This is a genomic window from Flavilitoribacter nigricans DSM 23189 = NBRC 102662, from assembly GCF_002646595.1.
In the GTDB taxonomy this organism is placed as follows: domain Bacteria; phylum Bacteroidota; class Bacteroidia; order Chitinophagales; family Saprospiraceae; genus Flavilitoribacter; species Flavilitoribacter nigricans.
This window is the reverse complement of sequence record NZ_PDUD01000010.1, coordinates 24,736-44,055: the sequence shown is the minus strand read 5'-3', so window position 1 is coordinate 44,055 and position 19,320 is coordinate 24,736. Positions and strand designations below refer to the sequence as shown.

The window sequence follows — 19,320 nt, the reverse complement described above, 5'->3', positions numbered from 1 at the left end:
CAATACCGCAACATCACATCCTAATCCAGTAATCGCCAGCTTACGCCGATCCGCAGGGCCGCGTCCGGAAATAGATAGCGGGCGGTCTGATAGTAGGCCCGACTGCGGAGTACATCACGGGTGGGGACTTTGGGATTAATCAGGCTTTTCGGTTCGTTGAAGATGGCACTGGTGGCATTCTCGTATTTCACAAAGGCCCGAAAACGGGTAACCCGCATACTGAAAAAGGCATCCGTGATGGGATAAAAGGCCACTCCCTGCTCGTCCTGTAACTGGAATTGGCCGGTAAACGGATTGTAGTAATGTGGCCGGTAAGCAGTGTTGTAACGGAGGTCGAGTCCCAGTTTAACATCCAGTACCTGAAACCATTTACCCGTATAGTAGAGGCTGTGTTTGCCGAAAACACCTGGCAGGCGGATCGTTTGTTCACTGGCCTGTTGCAGCGCTACCGTATTGTCCAGATGGAATTTCCCTACCCGGAAATCCTTACGGATAATAAGTTGAGTGATGCTGAGCGGAATGCCCGTCTGACGTACCAGACCGGTGGTATCAAAGTAGATGAAATTATTGATCAGGTGGTACCCGGCACCTACTTCCAGATCCAGCCAGGGCAGGCGATAACTGGCCGTCAGATTAGTCTCCAGAGTAGCGGTGAAATTCCTGTCCCAGACTTGTTGTTGGGACAAATAGAAACGGTCCTGCAGTACCGTCGGTCGGTACAGCTGATTGGTCGCCTCCACTTTCAGGCTACCCAATCGTTTCAGATCGATAAACAATTGTCCGTTGATGCGATAATCACCAACATTACCCAGTATGCCCAGGTGAGCGGACGTATTGAGCTGGAGCGCCGCGCCCGGCCGGAAATTCAGCTTCCCGGTCAGGAAAAGGTTATTGACTACCGAGTCGGCTACATCCAGATCCAGTACGTGGTATCGATGTAATAATCCCAGCTCCAGCAGGTCCCGCTGATTGCGCGCTTCGTTCTCCGACTGTACCTGACTGAGTTTATAGGTACTCAGCGTAAATTCATTCGAGATCTCGCGGTGATTGATATAAAAGCGAGCCCCGCGCGCGTCGGTGATCAGCGACGGGTAACGATTGTAAAAAAGTGTATCGCCGGCATTGAAGGCGTCGTAGAACTTATAGTTGCTGCGTTTGTAGCGCAAACGGTGCGATAGGGTATAGGCCCGTTTAACATTGCCGGTGGAATCGGCACGCCCCCCGAAACGGTAATAATGTTTGTAGCTAAAATCCCGGTGACTGTGCCGCGTCTGGCCGTCTTCCAGAAATACGATGGCGGAACTCGGATCGGCAAAAACACCACCCGTTGAGGGAAGCGAGTCCAGCCCACCGTTATCCTCCTGCTCGATGGTGTTGGCCATGATGCTGAAAAAGCCGTCGTAGCGATCGTTCTTACTGTGGAACCACATGCCGCCACCCAGACTGGTATTCCGGGAGTTCTGATTGGGATACTGATCGAAACGCCCCAGCTGACTGATCCGGTCGTAGTAGAGCGAAAAATTGAGCCCGTTGGCGAAATTACGGCTGAACCTCGTTTTGAGGTAGCCGTCGGCCTGTTCGGAGCCCAAAACGTATTCCAGTTTGGTAAATGCCCGTTCCAGCCGGTAAAACGGCAAGTCTCCTGCATCGGTGATGTAGAGATCATACTGATGCAGCCCTACGTCCAGCCCCTGCCGGAAGCGGGGTTGATAGACCATCGGTTCGGAAGCGGATCCGAGGTTACCCAGGGTCTTCCAGTCGAGTTCCCGCCGCCGGGCGGGATCGTATTGCTGAAAGTTGCGATGGAGAGTGGTGTCAGCGTATTCAGTTTCCTGATTGGGATTGTCCGCAAAAAAAATGAATACGCCGAAGGTATCCGGTTCTTCGGTGACCTGTTCTTCAAATTCGCTGTCGGAGCGGCCGGAAGTGCGGCTGTCAATGCCGGTGTTGTTGGTACCGGTCGGAAAACGCTGCCCGTTTGCGGTGAGTACCCACCCCATCAAGAATAGTAAAAAAAGGCCTGAAGATCGCAGTACGGACATTTATCGGCGAATTATGATCTTTTGTGTAAAGTGCTCATGACCGATCCGAAATTGTAATAAATACATTCCGGAAGGGATGGCATTGCCCAACGACAACCGGAAGTTGCCATTGAAAGCCTCTTTTTCCCAACGTTGCAGCAGGCGACCGTGTATATCCGTAATCCGGACATTAACCTTCTCTTGGCTTTTACCGTAGCCGTCGACTGAAACGGAGAGGTAATCACCGGCAGGTTGGGGAAAAATGCTGACCGAACGCTGGGGTGTATCCGGTACTCGAACCGGACTTAAAAGGCCGCAAGTTAAGGACATTTCGGTATTTGTGGTACAATTACCGTCGGGACCGCTGAGGATAAATAATCCTTCCTGCATGTCGGAAACCAAAATATTGCCCGAAGGCAGAAAGGGATACACTCCCCAGGCTCCCTCGTAGGACTTGCGGTGTTCGATGTCGGAAGTGTCGTAATAGGCGATTCGTTGCGGTTGCGCCGGATCACTGATATCGAATACCTGCAGGCCATCGTAATAGTAGGAAACGTACAGATAATCGCAGGCCACGACCTGGTTATGCGGAATGCTCAGTTCGGCCGGAGAACCGGCATCAAAAGTATCCACTACTTCAATTTCCGTCAGATCGGATACGTCGAGCACCTTGAGCGGGTGGCCGTGGGATTCGTCTGCCAGATAGTAGTAGTGCAGATCGGCGGTCGCCCAGCCGGAATGATTGTAGCCCGAAAAAGGATAATCCGTCAGCGTACTCAGGTTGACGGGATTCAGCGGATCCGAAAAATCGACGATCGCCATGCCGTCAAATCCGAGATTGAGAAAGGCAATCCCCCGGTCTACATAGCAGTCGTGTACATGGCTGACGGGGCCGCTGCCGAAGTCCCGGTAGGTAGCAATTTCCTGCGGGCGGGTGGGATCGCTGATATCCAGCAGTTTCAGTGGAGTCGTAGTGGCCTCACCGCCCCGGGCGTAACAGGCATACAGGATGGCGGCACTGGTGTCGATAAATATGTTGTGACTCCGGCCGAAAAGGGTATCCTCATCGTATACGACTTCTACCTGATCGGGTAGTCCGGAAATATCGATGATCTGCAGGCTGCCGTTGCCCTCATCACTAACCGCATAGAGGTAACAGCCATAATTATGATAATCGCGGTGGATGATATTCGGTCCGGAGGAAGCACCGGTCACAAAGGCTACCTCCCGGGCATTTTCCGGTTCGGTCACATCGATGAAATGGGTGCCGAGGGTGGAACCGATCACGGCGTATTCCCGGCCATCCAGTGCGAGTCCCCAGATTTCATTGTAGGTATTATTGTAAAGACCGGATCCGGGTAGTTCGTCATTGGACCATTGGCCAAGAAGTTCCGAGGGAACCTGGCCGAACAAAGGATAAACGAAACAGCTAAGCCATAATAAAGCCGGGCAAAAAAGCAATCTGATTCTCACTTGGTTGTGGTTCTTGAAGTTACGGTCGGGAATGGGAAGCGATAAAAAAAAGGATCGTTCTAAAAGTTCAGGTTAGGTAGGTGTTTACACGATCCGGGATCGCTGCGGACAGGAACACCCGGTAGTCGCGGACCTTTGCGGTCGGTACCCGGTCTTCCCGTCCTTGCTTACAGTATATTACAATCCCAATACGGCGGGATTCATGCCCATATTGGAGAAACCTCCGTCGTGGTACAGGTTCTGCATGGTGACCATCTTGGTCAGGTCGGAGAACAGGGAAACGCAGTAATCCGCGCAGGTTTCGGCCGGGGCATTGCCCAGTGGGGACATTTTGTCCGCGTAACCGAAAAATTCGGTAAATCCTTTCACCCCGCTACCGGCCGTCGTCATGGTCGGGGATTGAGAAATGGTATTCACCCGTACCTTATTGCGCATACCGAAGTGGTATCCGAAACTGCGGGCAAAGGATTCCAGCAGCGCTTTGCTTTCCGCCATTTCGTTGTAATCGGGGAAAGTCCGCTGGGCGGCAATGTAGGTGAGGGCCAGAATAGAACCCCAGTCATTGATGGCGTCCAGTTTCCACATCACCTGCATCATTTTATGGAAAGAGATCGCAGACACATCAAATGTCTTCTGCATCCAGTCGTGGTTGAGGTCCGTGTATTCTTTTCCTTTGCGCACGTTGATGGACATGCCGATAGAATGCAGGACGAAATCTACTTTACCACCCAGGATCTCCATGGATTTGGTGAACAGATTCTCCAGGTCTTCCATGCTTGTGGCATCAGCCGGGATGATCTCTGCATTCAGCTTTTCGGCCAGGTCCTTGATCTGACCAAAACGCATCGCAACCGGTGCATTGGTCAGGGTAATGGAGGCACCTTCCTCCACGCAGCGCTCGGCTACTTTCCAGGCAATAGAGTTCTCATCCAGGGCACCGAAGATGATCCCCTTTTTTCCAGCAAGTAAGTTATTAGGCATAGTTCAGGTTTTCATTATTTGTAATAGGCCTTATAGTTGGTCCGCAGCTGCGATCAGTTCCCGGGCGTTATTCAGTGCGGAATCACTGGGCGGGCTCTGGCTCAGCATCGTCGCGATCGCCCGGATGCGTTCGTCGTTGTTGAGCAGCCGCAATTTGGCCAGTGTTCTTTCTTCAGTATCTTTTTTGTACACAAAGTAGTGCGCATCCGCCTGTGAGGCGATCTGGGGTGAATGGGTGATGGATACGACCTGGTGCTGGCGGGAGAGCCGGCGCAGGATATGCCCCATGCGTAAACTCACATCCCCGGATATCCCGATATCGATCTCATCAAAAATGAGGGTCGGCAGCGGGATCGCACTGGCTACCAGTGATTTGATAGCAAGGGTCAGGCGCGAAAGTTCACCCCCGGAAGCGACATCCTTGATCAGTTGCAGTCGTCCGCCCTTGTTGGCGGCAAAGAGAAAATGGACCTCGTTGATCCCGGTCGGACCAACCTCTTCCTGATCCTCGATGCTGATCTGCAACCGTGCGTGGGGCATACTCAACTGACTGAGCATATCCTGCACATCCGATTCGAGGCCGGGAGCTACTTTGCGGCGGGTTTCGCTCAGGCGCGCCGCCAGTTCCCGGAGGGTCTGGTCCTGTTGCACGGTACGTTTTTCCAGCCCGGCGATCTCGGTGCCCAGGTCTTCAAAATCGTCCAGCTGACCTTCCAGGTCTCTTTTGATATCCAGTAGTTCCTGCACGGAAGCCACCGTATGTTTTTTCTGCAGGCGGTAGATCAGGTCCAGGCGGGTCTGCACTTCCATGATCCGTTCCGGATCGTATTCCGTATCCTCGGCAATTTTGTCCAGTTCGGCAGAGAGGTCCTGCAGTTCGGCGATCACGCCGTCCAGCCTTTCGGTAAGTCGGCCGACGCGCTGATCCGCTTTCGCCATGGAACGCAGGCTGCCGGCCACACTTTCGAGCTGGTCCACAACCGACTGTTCACTTTCCGCAAGGTGTTGGTAAGCCTGGCCGGTGGTGCGCTTGATCTCTTCGGCATTACTGAGGCGGTTCAGCTCCTGTTCGAGTCCTTCTTCTTCATCGGGCTGAAGGTCCGCCTGGTTGAATTCATTCAGTTGGAACTGGATGAACTCCACTTCTTTACTGGCGTTGCTGTTGCGTACTTGCAGGCTTTCCAGTTGCCGCAGATCCGCCTGTTGTTTGCGGTAGAGCTGCTGGTATTCCTTCAGGATCGGCGCGTTGTTCGCCAGCGCATCCAGCGTACGCAACTGAAAAGACACCTGGTGCAGGTCGAGCGTGTCGAACTGCTGGTGCAGGTCGATCAGGCTGGAACTCAGTTCCTGCAGGATCTTAAGATTGACGGGCGTGTCATTTACGAAGGCCCGGGTTTTACCCGAAGGAGTGATCTCCCGGCGGATAACCAGTTCTTCTTCGTAATCGAGTTCATGCCGTACAAAGAACTCCCGTATTCCGTATTTGCCAACATGGAAAACACCTTCTACCACACACTTCTGGTCCGATACGTAGAGGACTTTGGTGTCTGCCCTTTCGCCCATGATCAGGCCCAGAGCGCCCAGCAGAATGGACTTTCCAGCACCGGTTTCTCCGGTAATAATCGTGAGCTGCTCGGAAAACTTAATTTCCAGCGACTCAATGATGGCGTAATTCTTGATTTTTAGGCTGTTGATCATATCCAGTGTAAATCCGGCGCAAATTTAATTCTTTTGGTCTAAGAAGCTATTTAAATTTAACACTCAGTTTTTTAATGGCCGATATTCTGGCCGATTTCCCTTCCAAATCCCACTTTCGCGCTGCCCCGAACCCGGATCCTAACCTCCGGACGGTTCAATTACTGTGGGAAAGGAAAGAAAAAGACCGCTTAAAACTCCAAAAGCCAAATTTAAACAGCTTCAATTATTCACCGGCATTATGTTTGGAGAAGAATATCCGTAATTTTGCGGGATACTCTGTTAAAAATGAAAATGATTGAAATGAAAAAATCAGGCCTTTTTATCGCTGCTTGTATTTTTGTGTTAGCCTGTCAGAATGAACAGGTTCTAGGCTGGGAAGAAACCAATTTGCTGGCTTGCTGTCAGTTACCTATCTCTGTGCTTGCTCCCGATAGCGCCAATATCAAATCTTCCAAACTTGGAGATCTCTATAAAGATGTAACCATCAAAAGTGGTGATGATTATTTTGTACAGATCTACGCTTCCGAAGCTACTACCAATGACATTGCCAAGGTTAAGTCGGACCAGCTCAGGCAAGTTAAGGAATTCCCGTTTTTTTCAAAAATAGTTGAGGAAGATGAGAACGGGTTTCTCTACGAGAATATTATCGACTCCACCAACATCAACTACAGTTTCCGTTACGTAACGGTCCAGGGAGATATGGAATATATCTTTCAACCGGGTATGACCGGCCTGTTTACCGAAGAGCAGGCCCGCCGCATGTACGAAGCGGTACAACAATAAGATCGGTAGCGCTGAATGCGAACCTCGTATCCCTAAAAAACAAAAAAGGATTTCAATACCTGATAGAGTAATGAAATCCTTTTTTTAACTGGGCTTAGAATTACTAAGACGCTCTTTTGTTAGTTCTGTAATCCAGATTGAATAATAGGATTACCAGTAGTAAAATGCTCAAGATGATCATGGGAAAAGATTTTAATTAGAAAATTGGGATTGTATATCTTTTACTTTGATGGAAACCATCAAATATGTTCATTGTTTGCTTATTCCCTTCTCTCTTGAGTAATTACCTGCAATTTACTACTAATCGCCCGAAAAGTCAATGCTCACGGAGCATAAAAAAAGCCGATCATCAGAAATGATCGGCTTCCCGTCCGGAGCGGTTTAGATTACTTGCTCCATTCGTCGATAGACTTCTTGTTCATACGAACGTAGTCTGCATTACCGGCTTTCTCAGCCAGTTCCATAGATTTTTTAGCAGCTGCAATAGCTTCTTTTTTGCGGTTCAGATCGGCCAGGATCAGTGCTTCCAGGCGTACCTGCCAGAAAGCGGGATTTTCCCCGGCGGTTGCTTTTTGTACCCATTCCAGTGCCTTGTTCAGGTCTTTACCGGTCTGGTGATAGTAGCTGGCGGCTGCGAAGTAGTCGTTCGTAGAAGGTCCGGCCAGTACGCGTTCGATGTTGGCCATCACCTGCTTGTCTACCATAACGCTCAGCGGTACACTAGCGGCGGTGTTGTCCCAGGCAAAGATCAGATTGGCGGCATCGGTAGTGATCCCGTCGATCATGATGGTGAAGTTCTCGATCTTATGACCGGTCTTCATCGTTTTGGCTTCTACCGTTGCGGCGGGCTCCTTTTCTACGTAGCTGCCCCAGTTGCCACCTTCGTACGGGAAAAACATAACCTCCCAGGAAGCGGCATTCGGCTTGGACAGGATCGCGTAAGCACCGGCTTTCAGGTCCTTTTCTCCTACTTTTACATCATCACTGAAGGTGATCTTGGTAGCGGAGTTTGCACCGGTACGCCAGATCTCACCGAAAGGTACCAGACCGTCGGCGGCAAAGATGTTGCGCTCCTTCACAGCCGGACGGGAATATTCGACGGTAACGTCGGTCAATCCCACCGTTTGCATTAATTTACTACCCGGACTAGGGGCCGGGGTGCTGATCTGAGCACTCAGAGGTTGGCTCATCAGAGCCAGAAAGAACAATACAAAGTAATTGAGAACCAGTTTTTTCATCTGTAACTTGGTTTTTGATTTTATAATTGGCAAAATTTATACCCTAAACAAAAAAAACTCATGACGATAGCTATTATCGCACACGACGGTAAAAAAGCAGACATGGTCGGATTTATCAAAGACCACCACCAGCTTTTTAACCGCCACAATATACGCCTAATTGCCACGGGCACTACGGGCGCTCACCTGGAGCGCGCCGGCCTGGAAGTTGAAAAAATGCTCAGCGGCCCAATGGGTGGAGACGCCCAGATCGCCAGCCGGCTCGTGGAAGGGGAGGTGGATATGGTGATCTTTTTTCGGGATCCCCTGGGCAAACATCCGCACGAAGTGGATGTGAATATGCTCATGCGTCTGTGCGACGTCCACAACGTTCCCCTGGCCACCAACATGGCAGCAGCAACCAGACTCGTACAATCTTTGGAATAACCGTATTGAGCCGTCCTTTCAATGATGACCGGTAGTCATTGGGGCAAACACCGGCAGTTGCTTTCGATCCGGTCCGGACCAGGAAGCAACGATATTTTGAGGACAGACAACTTCATACTTATTGGAGCTTTGGCTCCGCGTGGCACCTATCAATCACTTTGACGATAATAACGCAAATCCGAAAACAAAGTTGTTATTGTTCCTGCGAAAAAAGTAACATTGCGGTAGATCTAACGTTATTAGCAAGTATAACAGCGAATAGGTGCGGCACAAAAAATTACTCATAAGTATACTGGCAGTAATTGGTTTGGCCCTCGCGGCCATTACCCTCTGGCTGACCGAATTGATCTGGAGAACGGGCTGGGATGAGTTCAGCTGGTTGTGGGGTTCGCAGAGCTCTATCTTCGGGATCATCGCCCTGGTTGTTATCGCTTATCTGCTGCCGGTGGGGGTGATCCGCGGGATCTCCTGGAAGAAATTGTGGTTGCCGGGCCTGGAGCTTTACTTTGTGGGGATCATCGCTTTTTTTCTGACCAAGAGTATTGTGTATTCCCTCTTTTTGCCTTTTCCCGTTTTTGATCTTTCTCCTTATCTTTTGTGGCTCATCATGGCGATGCTTGTAGTTACTACGGCCAGTTCTTTCTATTACATGACCAAAAATTACCTGTATCCGGTCAAGATCGCCTTTATTCCGCTGATGGTCGGTGCGGAGTTGCTGGCGGCCGCGTTATCCGTACTGACTGCATACCTATTCATGGAACGGGGTTCCTTTGATCAAATCCTGCTGGCGGCCGTCCGGGCGGGTTTCCCATTCTTCTTTATTACCCTTTTACTGGGACTGATGTCCGTGCTTAGCCTAAGAAAACTGACTCTGCTCCGACGGGGAGAGCCAGGGGAGCAGCAGGATGAGATCCTGGATGATATGATGATGAAATAAGACTCCGCCCGGAGTGAGTTATTCTTCTTTTCCTTTAGGCCAATATCATGCTAATGTGCGGAATGCCGTCCTCCAGATAGGATTCGCCTACGGATCGAAATCCGAAAGATTCATAAAATTCGATCAGGTAGCACTGGGCCGATATTTTGATGCCGGCGTCCGGGTATAGCTTTCGGCACTGAGCGATGGATTCCTGCATCAGCCGGCGACCGAGTCCCGTACGCCGTTCGCTGGCCCGGGTGATCACCCGTCCGATAGAGGCGTATTGATCGTAGGAAATGCCGGGAGCCAGAAGACGGGTATAGGCCACCATTTCGCGCTGTTGATTATAAGCCAGCAGATGATGGGCGGGCTGGTCCTTGCCGTCAGCATCGAGATAGGGGCAATCCTGCTCCACTACAAAAATGGCCTGTCTAAGTGCCATCAGTTCGTAAAGCTGATCGAGCGTCAGCTCGTAAAACGGAAGACACTCAAAACTTATAGCAGGGGAGTTGCCCATTGTTCCCGCCTTTTTTTCCTTTTTGTCCAAATGGGAAAAGTGTAAAGGCCGCGTAAATATCCGATCCGTACAGGTCTTTCCGGTTCATCCAGGCTCCGAGATGATCGGTGCCGATCGTGAACGGCCCGAGTCGCAGGGCTGCACCGAAGCGGACTTGCTGCCAGTTGTAAATTGAGACCGGCAAGTTAAGGGAAACCCATTTATTCTCAAAACGGGGAGCGAGGGCCAGCAGGCTGCCGCGCCGTACACCGTCGTTGCTCAGTGGAAGATAATGATGGAAAAGACCGCCGATAAATACCGTGGAAGTAATCGCGTGATCCACCTGCAGACTAACGGCCGATGGCAACATCATACTGATGGAATTGTCCTGCATGGTCGCCAGGGAATCACCGACCACATCAAAACTGAAAGCACGGGTCAGTTCCCGGAGGTCCGATTGATCCTTTACAAACTCGTAGTTTTCCGGATATAGCTTTACGTCGTTGTTATTGGACAGGATATTATGGCGCTCGGCGGTATCCTGAAAACGCACCTCACCGATATCCAGAATGGAGAAACCGATTTTCCAGATGTACTCTCCGGGCTCAAAACCATCTACCGTTACGAACATCCCGATATCAAAACCGATACCCCGACCGGTAACCTCCGGCGAGTAATCCTCGGAAACCAGGTTCTGGGAATAGCCGTATTTGAAACGACCGGAAGTGCCCGCCAGTCCGTTGCCGACGATCCGGGCCAGGTCAAAATCCCGCTTGCTGGAGAAGAACAGGGCGTCGTATCCCTGGAGGAATTTGGCGGTGATCCCCAGATTGAAACTGCCTTCCGGGGCCGGAGAACTAAGTGTATAGTTGAGTCCGATCTCGGAAAACCCCATCATACCGATCTGAAAGGGCGAGACTGTAAATAATTCGTCCGCGCGGAGCTGATTGAACTTGTAGTAGCTAAAATCATTATCGATACCCGTAGCGCTCCCGATAAAGCGAGCCCCCGTAATAAGGCCGAGGGAGTTGTAACGGTCGATCTTGTAGTAGAAGGATGGTCCGCCGATGGTGACGGAACTATAGGCAAAACGCCGACGGGCGTCGTTATAGAAATCCAGTACCAGGTGTCCGGGAGGCATCGTTTCCGGATTCGCGAGATCCGGGGCCAACAGGATGTTCTGGGTCAGTTCTTCATTCAGCAGGTCGCCGGTTCGGGCGTTGCGAAAGAAGAGGTAATTGTTCGATAGAAATGCGGAACCTTCGGCAATGCTGACCTCCCAGCGATACGGAGAAGCGGCCGGAGCTGCGGGGTTGAGTCGTACGGAACTGATGCCCGACAAAAAGTTAAGTCTTAATCCAATCTGTTCCTGTCCGATGAGGGACATGGGGATCAAGCTGAAGAGGAAAATCAGTAGACGCAAATTCATGCTTGTTGCTTATACGGTCTGGAAATTACCCAAACACCGGTATTCAATGGGAAAGAATAGATGTTAGCAGACAACTACAAGCTTATCGACAATATCCAGTAATTTTCGATATACCTGAGAACTCTTTTAACCCTTAAAATTGAACCCCTAGTTTTTGGGCATTATGTTCATGGTCGGAAAAGACAAGGCCTTTCCCTGTTAATTTTCGTTAATTCGGAGGTTTAGTGAAAAAGAGGCGCAAAAATACCTTTTTGGTTTAAAGGGACCTAATACTTGGCGATCACTTAGATCCGCTCTAGCCTTTATGGGTCATTTTTCCGGCATTAACCGGCTTTTCAAACCAGGCACACTTCGGTGCGGCGCAAAAAAAAAGGTAGAAAATGCGGGAAAAAAGACATTATCATAGCGACAGGATCAGATCCAATCAGCTACCTAAGTTCTGAATTATACGATAGAGGTTGATCTAAGGTTACAAACAGCAAGGGAGTATCTATTATTGTATATGGATAGAAAGCTTTGACAGAGCGAGTAATGTGGTGTATAACGGAGGCCTTAAATCAAAAATTGTTCCCCGTAAATGGGAATCAGAAAAAAAGCACCACTTTCCGCCAGAGCGGAGGGCCCAATACCCACAGGCCCGTCAGCGCTGCGCCCATGGCCGAAAGCAGCACGGCCGCGGCGGCTGCATCCTTCGCTTTTCCCGCCAGCACATTAAAATCCGGAGAAACCAGATCCGTCAGGTATTCGATCGCAGTATTGAAAGCTTCGGCGGCCAGTACCCAGCCGATGCAGAGGCAGATGAGGGCCCATTCGGTGGTAGTGAGTCCGAGCCAGATGCCCAGAGCGATCGCCAGCACCGCTATGGCCAGATGAATGCGGGCGTTGGGCTGGGTCCGGAAAAGATCACCGAGGCCCTGAAAGGCATATTTGAAGCTCAGCAGACGTTTCATACGGATAAATTGAATTGGGCTTTTAGAATAAGGTAATTGTTTGGATAGCGCTACAGAATTAAAATTTAATTCTGTAATTTTTTATTTGCTAGAATATTTCATAACTTTAAAGGAGTAGCAAAATCCAAACTATGAAAAAGTTGGCTTTTCGATTTGGGCTTTGGATGCTTGCCGGTTTCGTTGCATTTTTTTTACTGATGCATCTGTTCGGCCTGAGTAACAATTACAACCTACGGGTTTTAAATGGGGTCATCCATTTAGGGGTGATCTACTTTGCAATAAAAGCTTTTCGCTCGAAGTATCCTGATACGGTGAGCAATTATGTGTCGGGAACGGCGATGGGCATGTATGTCTCCGTCGTAGGCGTGCTGGGGTTCACAATCTTTATGATCCTCTTCCTTTCCTTTAATCCGGGCTTTTTACAAGAGCTTCGAGAAGCAATGCCGATGGGCGATTACCTAACGCCCATTACTGCAAGTCTCTTCATCTTAATGGAAGGCATTGTTATTAGTTTGATCGGCTCTTATATTCTTACCCGGGTGATCGATATGAATCTGGCGCGCACCTGACCGATCATTTTCAGCATGATGGTAGAGGCTCTGTCGATCCGGCAGAGCCTTTTTTATTGGGGTTCTGCGGCTTCGAGCGGTCGGGCCACAACAAAAAAAAAGTCGCACCATTTTGATGCGACTCTTTTAAATTATAATCCCATGAACATATCCAAAATTAATAAGACTTTTTCCAAAATGATCACCGTCAAATCTGCTTAACTCTAAATTTGATCATTTGGATAATTTTCGCGCCAATACAACCGAAAAAAATTTTAACCTAACAAATTGTAATCTTTCGGCCTGAAAGTCTTACGCTAAGTGACCTAGTGCTATTTACAGGGTAACCCTGATTGGTCGGGCGCGATATATTTTTTTCCAGGATTTTTTGTTGAAGAAAGAGTAGATCGTCCCGATTAACTCGGGACGACTTACCACCAACAAATTATAATCCCATGAACATATTTTCTCAAAAAGTAATGTAAATCGCTTTTGATTTACCGGCTTTCTCTCTACACTTATCTTTCATTCACGATACAAATATGCAACTGAAAACAAATTGAAACAAAGACAAAAAACTTGGATTGTGAATTTTTTTATTTCCTAAAAAATAGGAAAATTTTGCTTTTGTGCCTGATTTTCAATTATTTATTTGTTTATGAAAGCGAATTTGTGAAAAAAATAATGACAATTTTGTGTCCACTCACTTTCGACAGAAGCCATATTTTAACGCTTTCGCTACTGCAATACTAACAATTTTTTCAAAAATCTGTACCCAAAGAAATGTATAATTTGGGATCCTGAACCTGGCGGGTCTCTATGCCCCAGGCGTAATCCAGACGGATGAAATAGCCGAAAAGCATACTTCTTACACCGGCACCGTATCCCGCAACAATCGGATCGCGGAAGTAGGTTACTTTCACCTGGATGTTGTCCCCACCGGCAAATACGGTAGTGTTGAGCGGATTGTCATCGCTGTACGGTGACGGTCCGGTCCAGGCCGATCCGACGTCAAAGAAGCCGACCACCTGGAAATTCCGGAAGAAAGAGGAGCGGATGTTCTTCGACAGGTATTGGAATATCGGTACGCGCAATTCGGCATTGGCCAACAGATAGGTCGTACCGTTGCGGATATTGTAATCGAAACCCCGCAGGTTGCTGGCCAGGGTCTGATAGGCAATGCCGGCGGCAGAAGACGGCTGGGGGATGTCGTTGTTAAACATCGGGAAAAGCCAGTTGTCCACCGCACCGAGGAAATAGATGTTCCTTTCCGAGCCGAAAGAAGAGGCGCCGGCCGCCCGCAAGGCGATAATTGAGCGCCGGTCGAGCCGCTGGTAATGGCGGGCATCGAAGCCCAGCACGGTCATAAATCCTTCGGCCAGGTCCAGTTTGAAACCTTCCGTTACGTCCAGGCTGAATTTCTTCACCACCTCGGCGAATACTTTATAACGGGTACCGTTCTTGATATTGAGCGAAACGTCGAGGGTATTGTCAAATACGTATTCGAGTTTGATACCGGCCCGTTGTTCGCGGATCACCGGAGCGTTGAGCGACTGTACATCGGTGGCCAGCAGCATCGTGCGGTCGCGACGGAGCGTGGCGGTAGCCCGCAGACTGCGGAAGATGTCCAGTGGATAACGTACACCGAACTGTCCCAGCAGCACATTGGTTTCCCGGCGGTTGGGCACAAAGGTGTTGCTTTCCTCCGTAAACCGCTGATTGCGACGATAAACGGCAAAGGTCTTATCTAAACGTTTTTTCTTATTGCTGTAGGTCATGAAATATTCCGTACCGTTGAAGGTCGTCGGGATCCTTACGCCGCCTTCAAATTCGTGGTCTTCAAAGAGATCCTTGAAATTGGCCTTTAGCAGGATGCCCGGTGGCGGATAATTGTAGCCGTCCGTATTGGAGGCGTAGCTGTCCAGCCCTTCAAACAGCAGGCTGTTATCCATCTGGGTGGTCACGTAATCTGTCCGGAATTGCAGGCGGTACGGTGTGATGCGCCCCGGACGGAACCGGAATACTTCTTCTACCGGTTGACCGGACTGGGTCGGTACTTCGGTCGGTACCGGTCTGCCGGCGGCCTGCCCGGGTCTTACGCGGATGGTTTCCAGATCCGGGTTCGGGTTAGCCGGTGGTGTTTCCCGGACCGGTGCCGGCTGTTCGGTGACGACCGGTTTTTCCTTGCGCTGGGGTTCATCGTCAAATTCGCTCTGGAACAGATAATTATCCACGTCGATCTTGGCCGTATCCGGCGGGGTATCCTGCCGCTGTGGTTCTGCGATCAACGGCGGCTCCGTAATAGGAACTGCCGGATCTTTGGCCGGGTCAACTTCATCTTCCTGTACCGGTACGACATTTTCCAGTGGCCGGTTGGGAATAGCCGGACGCGATCGTCCACTTAGGCCGGTGGAACGGCGCAGACGGGTAGCGCGGAATACCGTGGGTGGCAGATCGGTCAGCGAATCCGACGGCATGCCGCCGAAAAATACTTCGTATTGATCATTCTGGTAAAACATCTCCACCAGGCGGTTGGCCCGTGGACTGGAATTTTGTTCTACCACATTTCTTTTATAGTTGGAAGTCGGATAGGTGATCGCCCGTTTTTTGATGATGGGCACCACAATAGACGTGTCTACCATGGCCAGAATGGCAGAATCCAGTTTTTCCATGCTGGAGTCCGCGTCCATGATGATCTCTTCTCCATCCGTGAGGGTAATGATCCGGTCGTAGTGATGGATGTAATCCTCCAGATAGCCTTTTTCCCGATTATAGATACCATTGCGGTCACTCAGGTAGGCAAAGTGAAAAGAGTCGATCGCTACCGGCTGGCGTTCGTCGGCCCAGGGCGTATTGGTGATACGTACCAGTTCCTGTTCCCGATCTTCCAGATCGTAATAAAAAAGATCGAACTTATTGGTCGGTAGAATGGAATCGAGGCGCTCGGTGGCGAGCAGGGTATCCTGCCGGTTGGAGGCGAAGACGATCGCCTTACGTCCGTCGATGCGCATAAAGGTAGCATCCAGATCATCCCAGTGGTCCTGGGTGATGCGCTGGGTCTGGCGCGTATTCGTGTAATAGATGAAAATATCGGAAAACCCGCGCACTCCGGCCGAAAATACGAGGGAGATCGGGTTGATATAATCCATGCTGTACACCCGCTGGTATTCGGGTGCGAGGTCCAGCGTTTTTTTCTTTTTCGTGAAAATATCGTAAGTCATCAGTTTGATGACGTCGCGTCTTTCGTAGAGTATGGAAAATTCCGTTCCGCTGGGGCTCCAGGCCAGAAGCGGGTAGTTGTAATCGGTCTCCTGGAAAGCATTGCGAAAACCTCCTTTGTGGATCACTTTGCGATCACCGGTTCCTAGGTCGTGCAGGTAAACCTTGTATTTCCCGATCTCATTGGTAGCATAAACGACCTGCTGGCCGTTGGGGCTTACCTTGAGCTCGCTGATGGGAAGTTTGCGTTTGTTCTTAATTTTCAGTTGGGTGCGGGTCGGGTCATCGTGGCGTTGATCATCCCCTTTGTAGCGTTCCTTAAAGTAATTGGTCCAGCTGGTCAGTACCATTTCGTAGGGGCTGCCCAGTACATAGAGGAAACCACTTTCCACGGAACGGTTGATGCGGGTAAGGTAAAGCAGGTTGGATACCGTGGAAGTCCCGAAATTCTCGCCGATAAAATACCAGAGTGCGTGGCCGGCCAGTTGGGGATCGTCTTCCGCCAGGTCTTCAAAATCTTTAAAGTCTTCGCTGAGAATATAGTCGCGCAACTTGTTGTCCAGTTCGGTATTCCAGGATTCTCCGATGTAACTGACGAGTCCCTCTTTGAACCAGTCCGGCAGGTTCATCATAACGGCATTCTGCACGATCTCCTGGATATTAGATCCGAAGAGCATACTTTCCAGATAGACCGAAGCGATACCTTCGCGGATCTCCCGGCGCAGATCGTAGTGGCTCCCGTTGAAGGAAACGAAGATCTTATTGCCCACGATCTTGGTTTGCCCGCCGGTATTGGTGAAAGCTTCCTCGCTCCCGATGTTACTCTGTTTGAGGTCCGTCAGGTCCGTATAGACGATGATCTGAAGGCGCTCGTTGATCCGGTGTTCGAGAATGGTCTGGATGTACTCGAAATCTTCCTCCGCCATTTGCACGGTAAACTGGCCGACGTTCCGGCCCTCTCCGTACCAGTAGGTAATGAAGTTATCGCTTTCGTATTGCATCCATTCGTCAAAATCGCGGTGATACTGTACGCGGTTTTTACCGAATTTGGTTTGCGTTCCCTGTGCGTTGGTATGTTGGGTAGTCAGGCACAGGCAGGTAATGATGATGGCGTAAATAAATTTTTGCATGGGCAACAACGATTATATAGAGGGAGCTTTTCGGACTAGTAATAAAACACTAGCTTTCGGCTTGCAGTTTTCTTTAAATTAGTACGTTTGTGCAAAAAAAGGCGAAATCACTTTCAGCGGGAATGGGAAGCGAGCCAGGAGGAATGAATTTTCGAACGGGAGGAGGTACAGACGGCGCTGTACATACATTCCTCATTTATCCTTCCACATTCCTTTAATGTAAAGTACCTATTTTCATCAACATACGGAAGTGATTTTAGTTTGGATGGGCTGGTAGAAGACAAAATTTTTCTCATACCGCGCCAAAAAATCACCAAACAATGCCTATCACATCATAAAAAACGGAAAAATAATGGCCAATGTTGTCAAATTGACCTTTAATGATTTTCAGGAAAATACGTATATCGTCTACGATGATACCGGTGAATGCATCATCTTCGACCCGGGATGTTTCCGCACCCACGAAGAGGAAGAACTCGTAAGCACTATTCAGAAGCTTGGCCTGACGCCCGTCCGGCTGATCAACACGCACTGTCATCTGGACCACGTTTTTGGCAATAAGTTCGTCGCCGAGCATTTTGGCCTCGGTCTGGAGATCCATCGCGGTGAATTACCGGTACTGGAAGCCGTTCCCCAGGTTTGTATGATGTACGGCCTGCCGCCGGCCCCGCTCTCACCCGCGCCAACCCATTTTATTGAAGAAGGGGACATCATTGAGTTCGGAGAGACCAAACTGGAGGTGCTGTTCACCCCCGGTCATTCTCCGGCCAGTATTTCCTTTTACTGCCGCGAATCCAATTTCCTGATTGCCGGTGATGTGCTATTCTACGGCAGTATCGGCCGCACGGACCTGCCCGGCGGAGATTTCGATACGCTGATCGGGAATATTAAGAATAAAATACTGGTGCTGCCGGACGATACGGTGGTGTATCCCGGCCACGGTCCGAAAACCACGGTAGCTTTCGAACGGGCGAACAATCCTTTTTTATAGGCATCATTCGCCCGGTCACCGGCCTACTTCCGATCTTGGATCACAAAGGGAATACGAGTCCGCCGCTGAATATCCTGCCCCATAAAGTTCTTGTATCTGGCCAGGGAAATGATCCTTTTGGCTTCTTCGTCACAGCCGTAACCGATACCGTCGGCTACCATGATGTCTTTGGTACTCCCGTCTTTGTCAATGGTGTATTCCACCAGTACTTTACCGCTGATATCATTTTTGAGTGCCTCCTCCGGATATTCGATCCGGGCCAGTAGTTCGTCGAAGGTGCCGATGAGTTCGGCCCTTACTTCCGGATAGTAGGCGTGGTACAGCGAATCCGTCACATAATAGGCGCTGATATCCGTTTCCTGCCGCCGGTGCATCTTGTTGAAATATTGCAATTTTTCTTCCAGAGTAGAGACTCCGAGCGCCCGGCGCTCCGCATCCGTTACCGCTGTGGTGTCGATCGGATGCAGGTAATCCAGGTCCCCCAGGGTAGTGCGCTGGGTACCGTAGTGCTGAGGGCGGTTGGTGTTCACCAGATAGCGATCCATCGATTGGGCGATCAGCGTTTTGGCATCGGCCATATCGGGGTCCAGTGCGACCGCCTTTTGGGCAAGCTCATTGGCTTTGAGAAAATCTTCCGGCTTTTCCCCGTGCTGCAGAACTATGGCTGCGTGGAAATGATCATTGGCCGTTCGTAGTTCCAGACTATCCAGTAAGTGATAAACTTCTTTCAGCCGCTGCACGTCATTGACGGACGTTCTCGGGTTGTTTTCTATTCGATCCTTTTGGTCGCTTTCGGCCAGGCTTTGCAGTTGGAGATGGTCTTTCTGGATAGTGCATTGTAGGAAAGTGCATACCATCCATAGGGTGGTCAGTAGGCTTACTGATCTTGACATGTTGTTCATTTGGTTTGTGAAAAATGTATCGTGTAGGCTAAAGACAAGGGAGGTCCCGGAAAATTGCACCGTGCGTTACCGGAAGTGCGCTCCGGGAAAATAGGAGAATACCACCCATACTTCAG

Annotated in this window: 16 protein-coding genes; 6 read left to right on the top strand and 10 right to left on the bottom strand. The window is 50.0% G+C overall.

The features are described 5' to 3' along the window. Window positions 1-20: 20 nt before the first annotated feature. From CRP01_RS06440 to recN, 4 genes are all read right to left on the bottom strand, one after another. A complete protein-coding gene (locus CRP01_RS06440) occupies window positions 21-2,000 on the bottom strand; it encodes a putative porin (protein WP_170110256.1) in 1,980 nt (659 codons plus the stop codon). A 42-nt stretch (window positions 2,001-2,042) separates the two neighbouring features. After that, window positions 2,043-3,494: a choice-of-anchor B family protein gene (locus CRP01_RS06435; protein ID WP_099149196.1), complete on the bottom strand. Its 1,452-nt coding sequence runs from the start codon at window positions 3,492-3,494 to the stop codon at window positions 2,043-2,045. Between the two features lie 177 nt (window positions 3,495-3,671). Further along, on the bottom strand, window positions 3,672-4,475 hold the full coding sequence (locus CRP01_RS06430; protein ID WP_099149195.1) for an enoyl-ACP reductase FabI: 804 nt from the start codon (window positions 4,473-4,475) through the stop codon (window positions 3,672-3,674). Between the two features lie 30 nt (window positions 4,476-4,505). Then, window positions 4,506-6,173, bottom strand: coding sequence for a DNA repair protein RecN (gene recN, locus CRP01_RS06425; protein WP_099149194.1), 1,668 nt, complete (start codon window positions 6,171-6,173; stop codon window positions 4,506-4,508). Between the two features lie 74 nt (window positions 6,174-6,247). On the opposite strand from recN, the gene CRP01_RS06420 reads away from it, so the two are divergent. Further along, window positions 6,248-6,472 carry a hypothetical protein gene (locus CRP01_RS06420; RefSeq protein ID WP_099149193.1) on the top strand — a complete coding sequence of 75 codons (225 nt, stop codon included), beginning with the start codon at window positions 6,248-6,250 and terminating at the stop codon, window positions 6,470-6,472. Between the two features lies 1 nt (window position 6,473). Beyond that, a complete protein-coding gene (locus tag CRP01_RS06415; protein WP_099149192.1) occupies window positions 6,474-6,956 on the top strand; it encodes a hypothetical protein in 483 nt (160 codons plus the stop codon). A gap of 386 nt (window positions 6,957-7,342) precedes the next feature. On the opposite strand, the gene CRP01_RS06410 is transcribed toward CRP01_RS06415, so the two are convergent. After that, window positions 7,343-8,194: a DUF2911 domain-containing protein gene (locus CRP01_RS06410; RefSeq protein ID WP_099149191.1), complete on the bottom strand. Its 852-nt coding sequence runs from the start codon at window positions 8,192-8,194 to the stop codon at window positions 7,343-7,345. Between the two features lie 60 nt (window positions 8,195-8,254). Here CRP01_RS06410 and CRP01_RS06405 point away from each other — a divergent pair, with 60 nt between their 5' ends. Both CRP01_RS06405 and CRP01_RS06400 read left to right on the top strand, forming a co-directional pair. Beyond that, window positions 8,255-8,620: a methylglyoxal synthase gene (locus CRP01_RS06405; protein ID WP_099149190.1), complete on the top strand. Its 366-nt coding sequence runs from the start codon at window positions 8,255-8,257 to the stop codon at window positions 8,618-8,620. A 262-nt stretch (window positions 8,621-8,882) separates the two neighbouring features. After that, window positions 8,883-9,557, top strand: coding sequence for a hypothetical protein (locus CRP01_RS06400; protein WP_143473292.1), 675 nt, complete (start codon window positions 8,883-8,885; stop codon window positions 9,555-9,557). Window positions 9,558-9,591: 34 nt separating this feature from the next. Here CRP01_RS06400 and CRP01_RS06395 read toward each other — a convergent pair whose 3' ends face one another. From CRP01_RS06395 to CRP01_RS06385, 3 genes are all read right to left on the bottom strand, one after another. Further along, window positions 9,592-10,056 carry a GNAT family N-acetyltransferase gene (locus tag CRP01_RS06395; protein WP_099149188.1) on the bottom strand — a complete coding sequence of 155 codons (465 nt, stop codon included), beginning with the start codon at window positions 10,054-10,056 and terminating at the stop codon, window positions 9,592-9,594. After that, the gene (locus CRP01_RS06390; protein ID WP_099149187.1) at window positions 10,028-11,464 is read right to left on the bottom strand and encodes a DUF5723 family protein; all 1,437 of its coding nucleotides are present in this window, start codon (window positions 11,462-11,464) and stop codon (window positions 10,028-10,030) included. Before CRP01_RS06390 ends, CRP01_RS06395 begins: the two co-directional genes overlap by 29 nt. 584 nt (window positions 11,465-12,048) lie before the next feature. Then, window positions 12,049-12,414 carry a diacylglycerol kinase family protein gene (locus tag CRP01_RS06385; protein WP_099149186.1) on the bottom strand — a complete coding sequence of 122 codons (366 nt, stop codon included), beginning with the start codon at window positions 12,412-12,414 and terminating at the stop codon, window positions 12,049-12,051. Window positions 12,415-12,545: 131 nt separating this feature from the next. Here CRP01_RS06385 and CRP01_RS06380 point away from each other — a divergent pair, with 131 nt between their 5' ends. Continuing rightward, window positions 12,546-12,983 carry a DUF4199 domain-containing protein gene (locus tag CRP01_RS06380; RefSeq protein WP_099149185.1) on the top strand — a complete coding sequence of 146 codons (438 nt, stop codon included), beginning with the start codon at window positions 12,546-12,548 and terminating at the stop codon, window positions 12,981-12,983. Between the two features lie 740 nt (window positions 12,984-13,723). Here CRP01_RS06380 and CRP01_RS06375 read toward each other — a convergent pair. Continuing rightward, a complete protein-coding gene (locus CRP01_RS06375) occupies window positions 13,724-17,311 on the bottom strand; it encodes a hypothetical protein (RefSeq protein ID WP_099149184.1) in 3,588 nt (1,195 codons plus the stop codon). 352 nt (window positions 17,312-17,663) lie between these two features. On the opposite strand from CRP01_RS06375, the gene CRP01_RS06370 reads away from it, so the two are divergent. Beyond that, window positions 17,664-18,302, top strand: a complete 639-nt coding sequence (locus CRP01_RS06370; RefSeq protein ID WP_099149183.1) for an MBL fold metallo-hydrolase — start codon at window positions 17,664-17,666, stop codon at window positions 18,300-18,302. 23 nt (window positions 18,303-18,325) lie between these two features. Here the strand turns inward: CRP01_RS06370 and CRP01_RS06365 are convergent, their stop codons facing one another. Continuing rightward, entirely contained in the window at window positions 18,326-19,195 is an 870-nt protein-coding gene (locus CRP01_RS06365; protein ID WP_170110255.1) for an energy transducer TonB, read from the bottom strand. Window positions 19,196-19,320 lie beyond the last annotated feature (125 nt).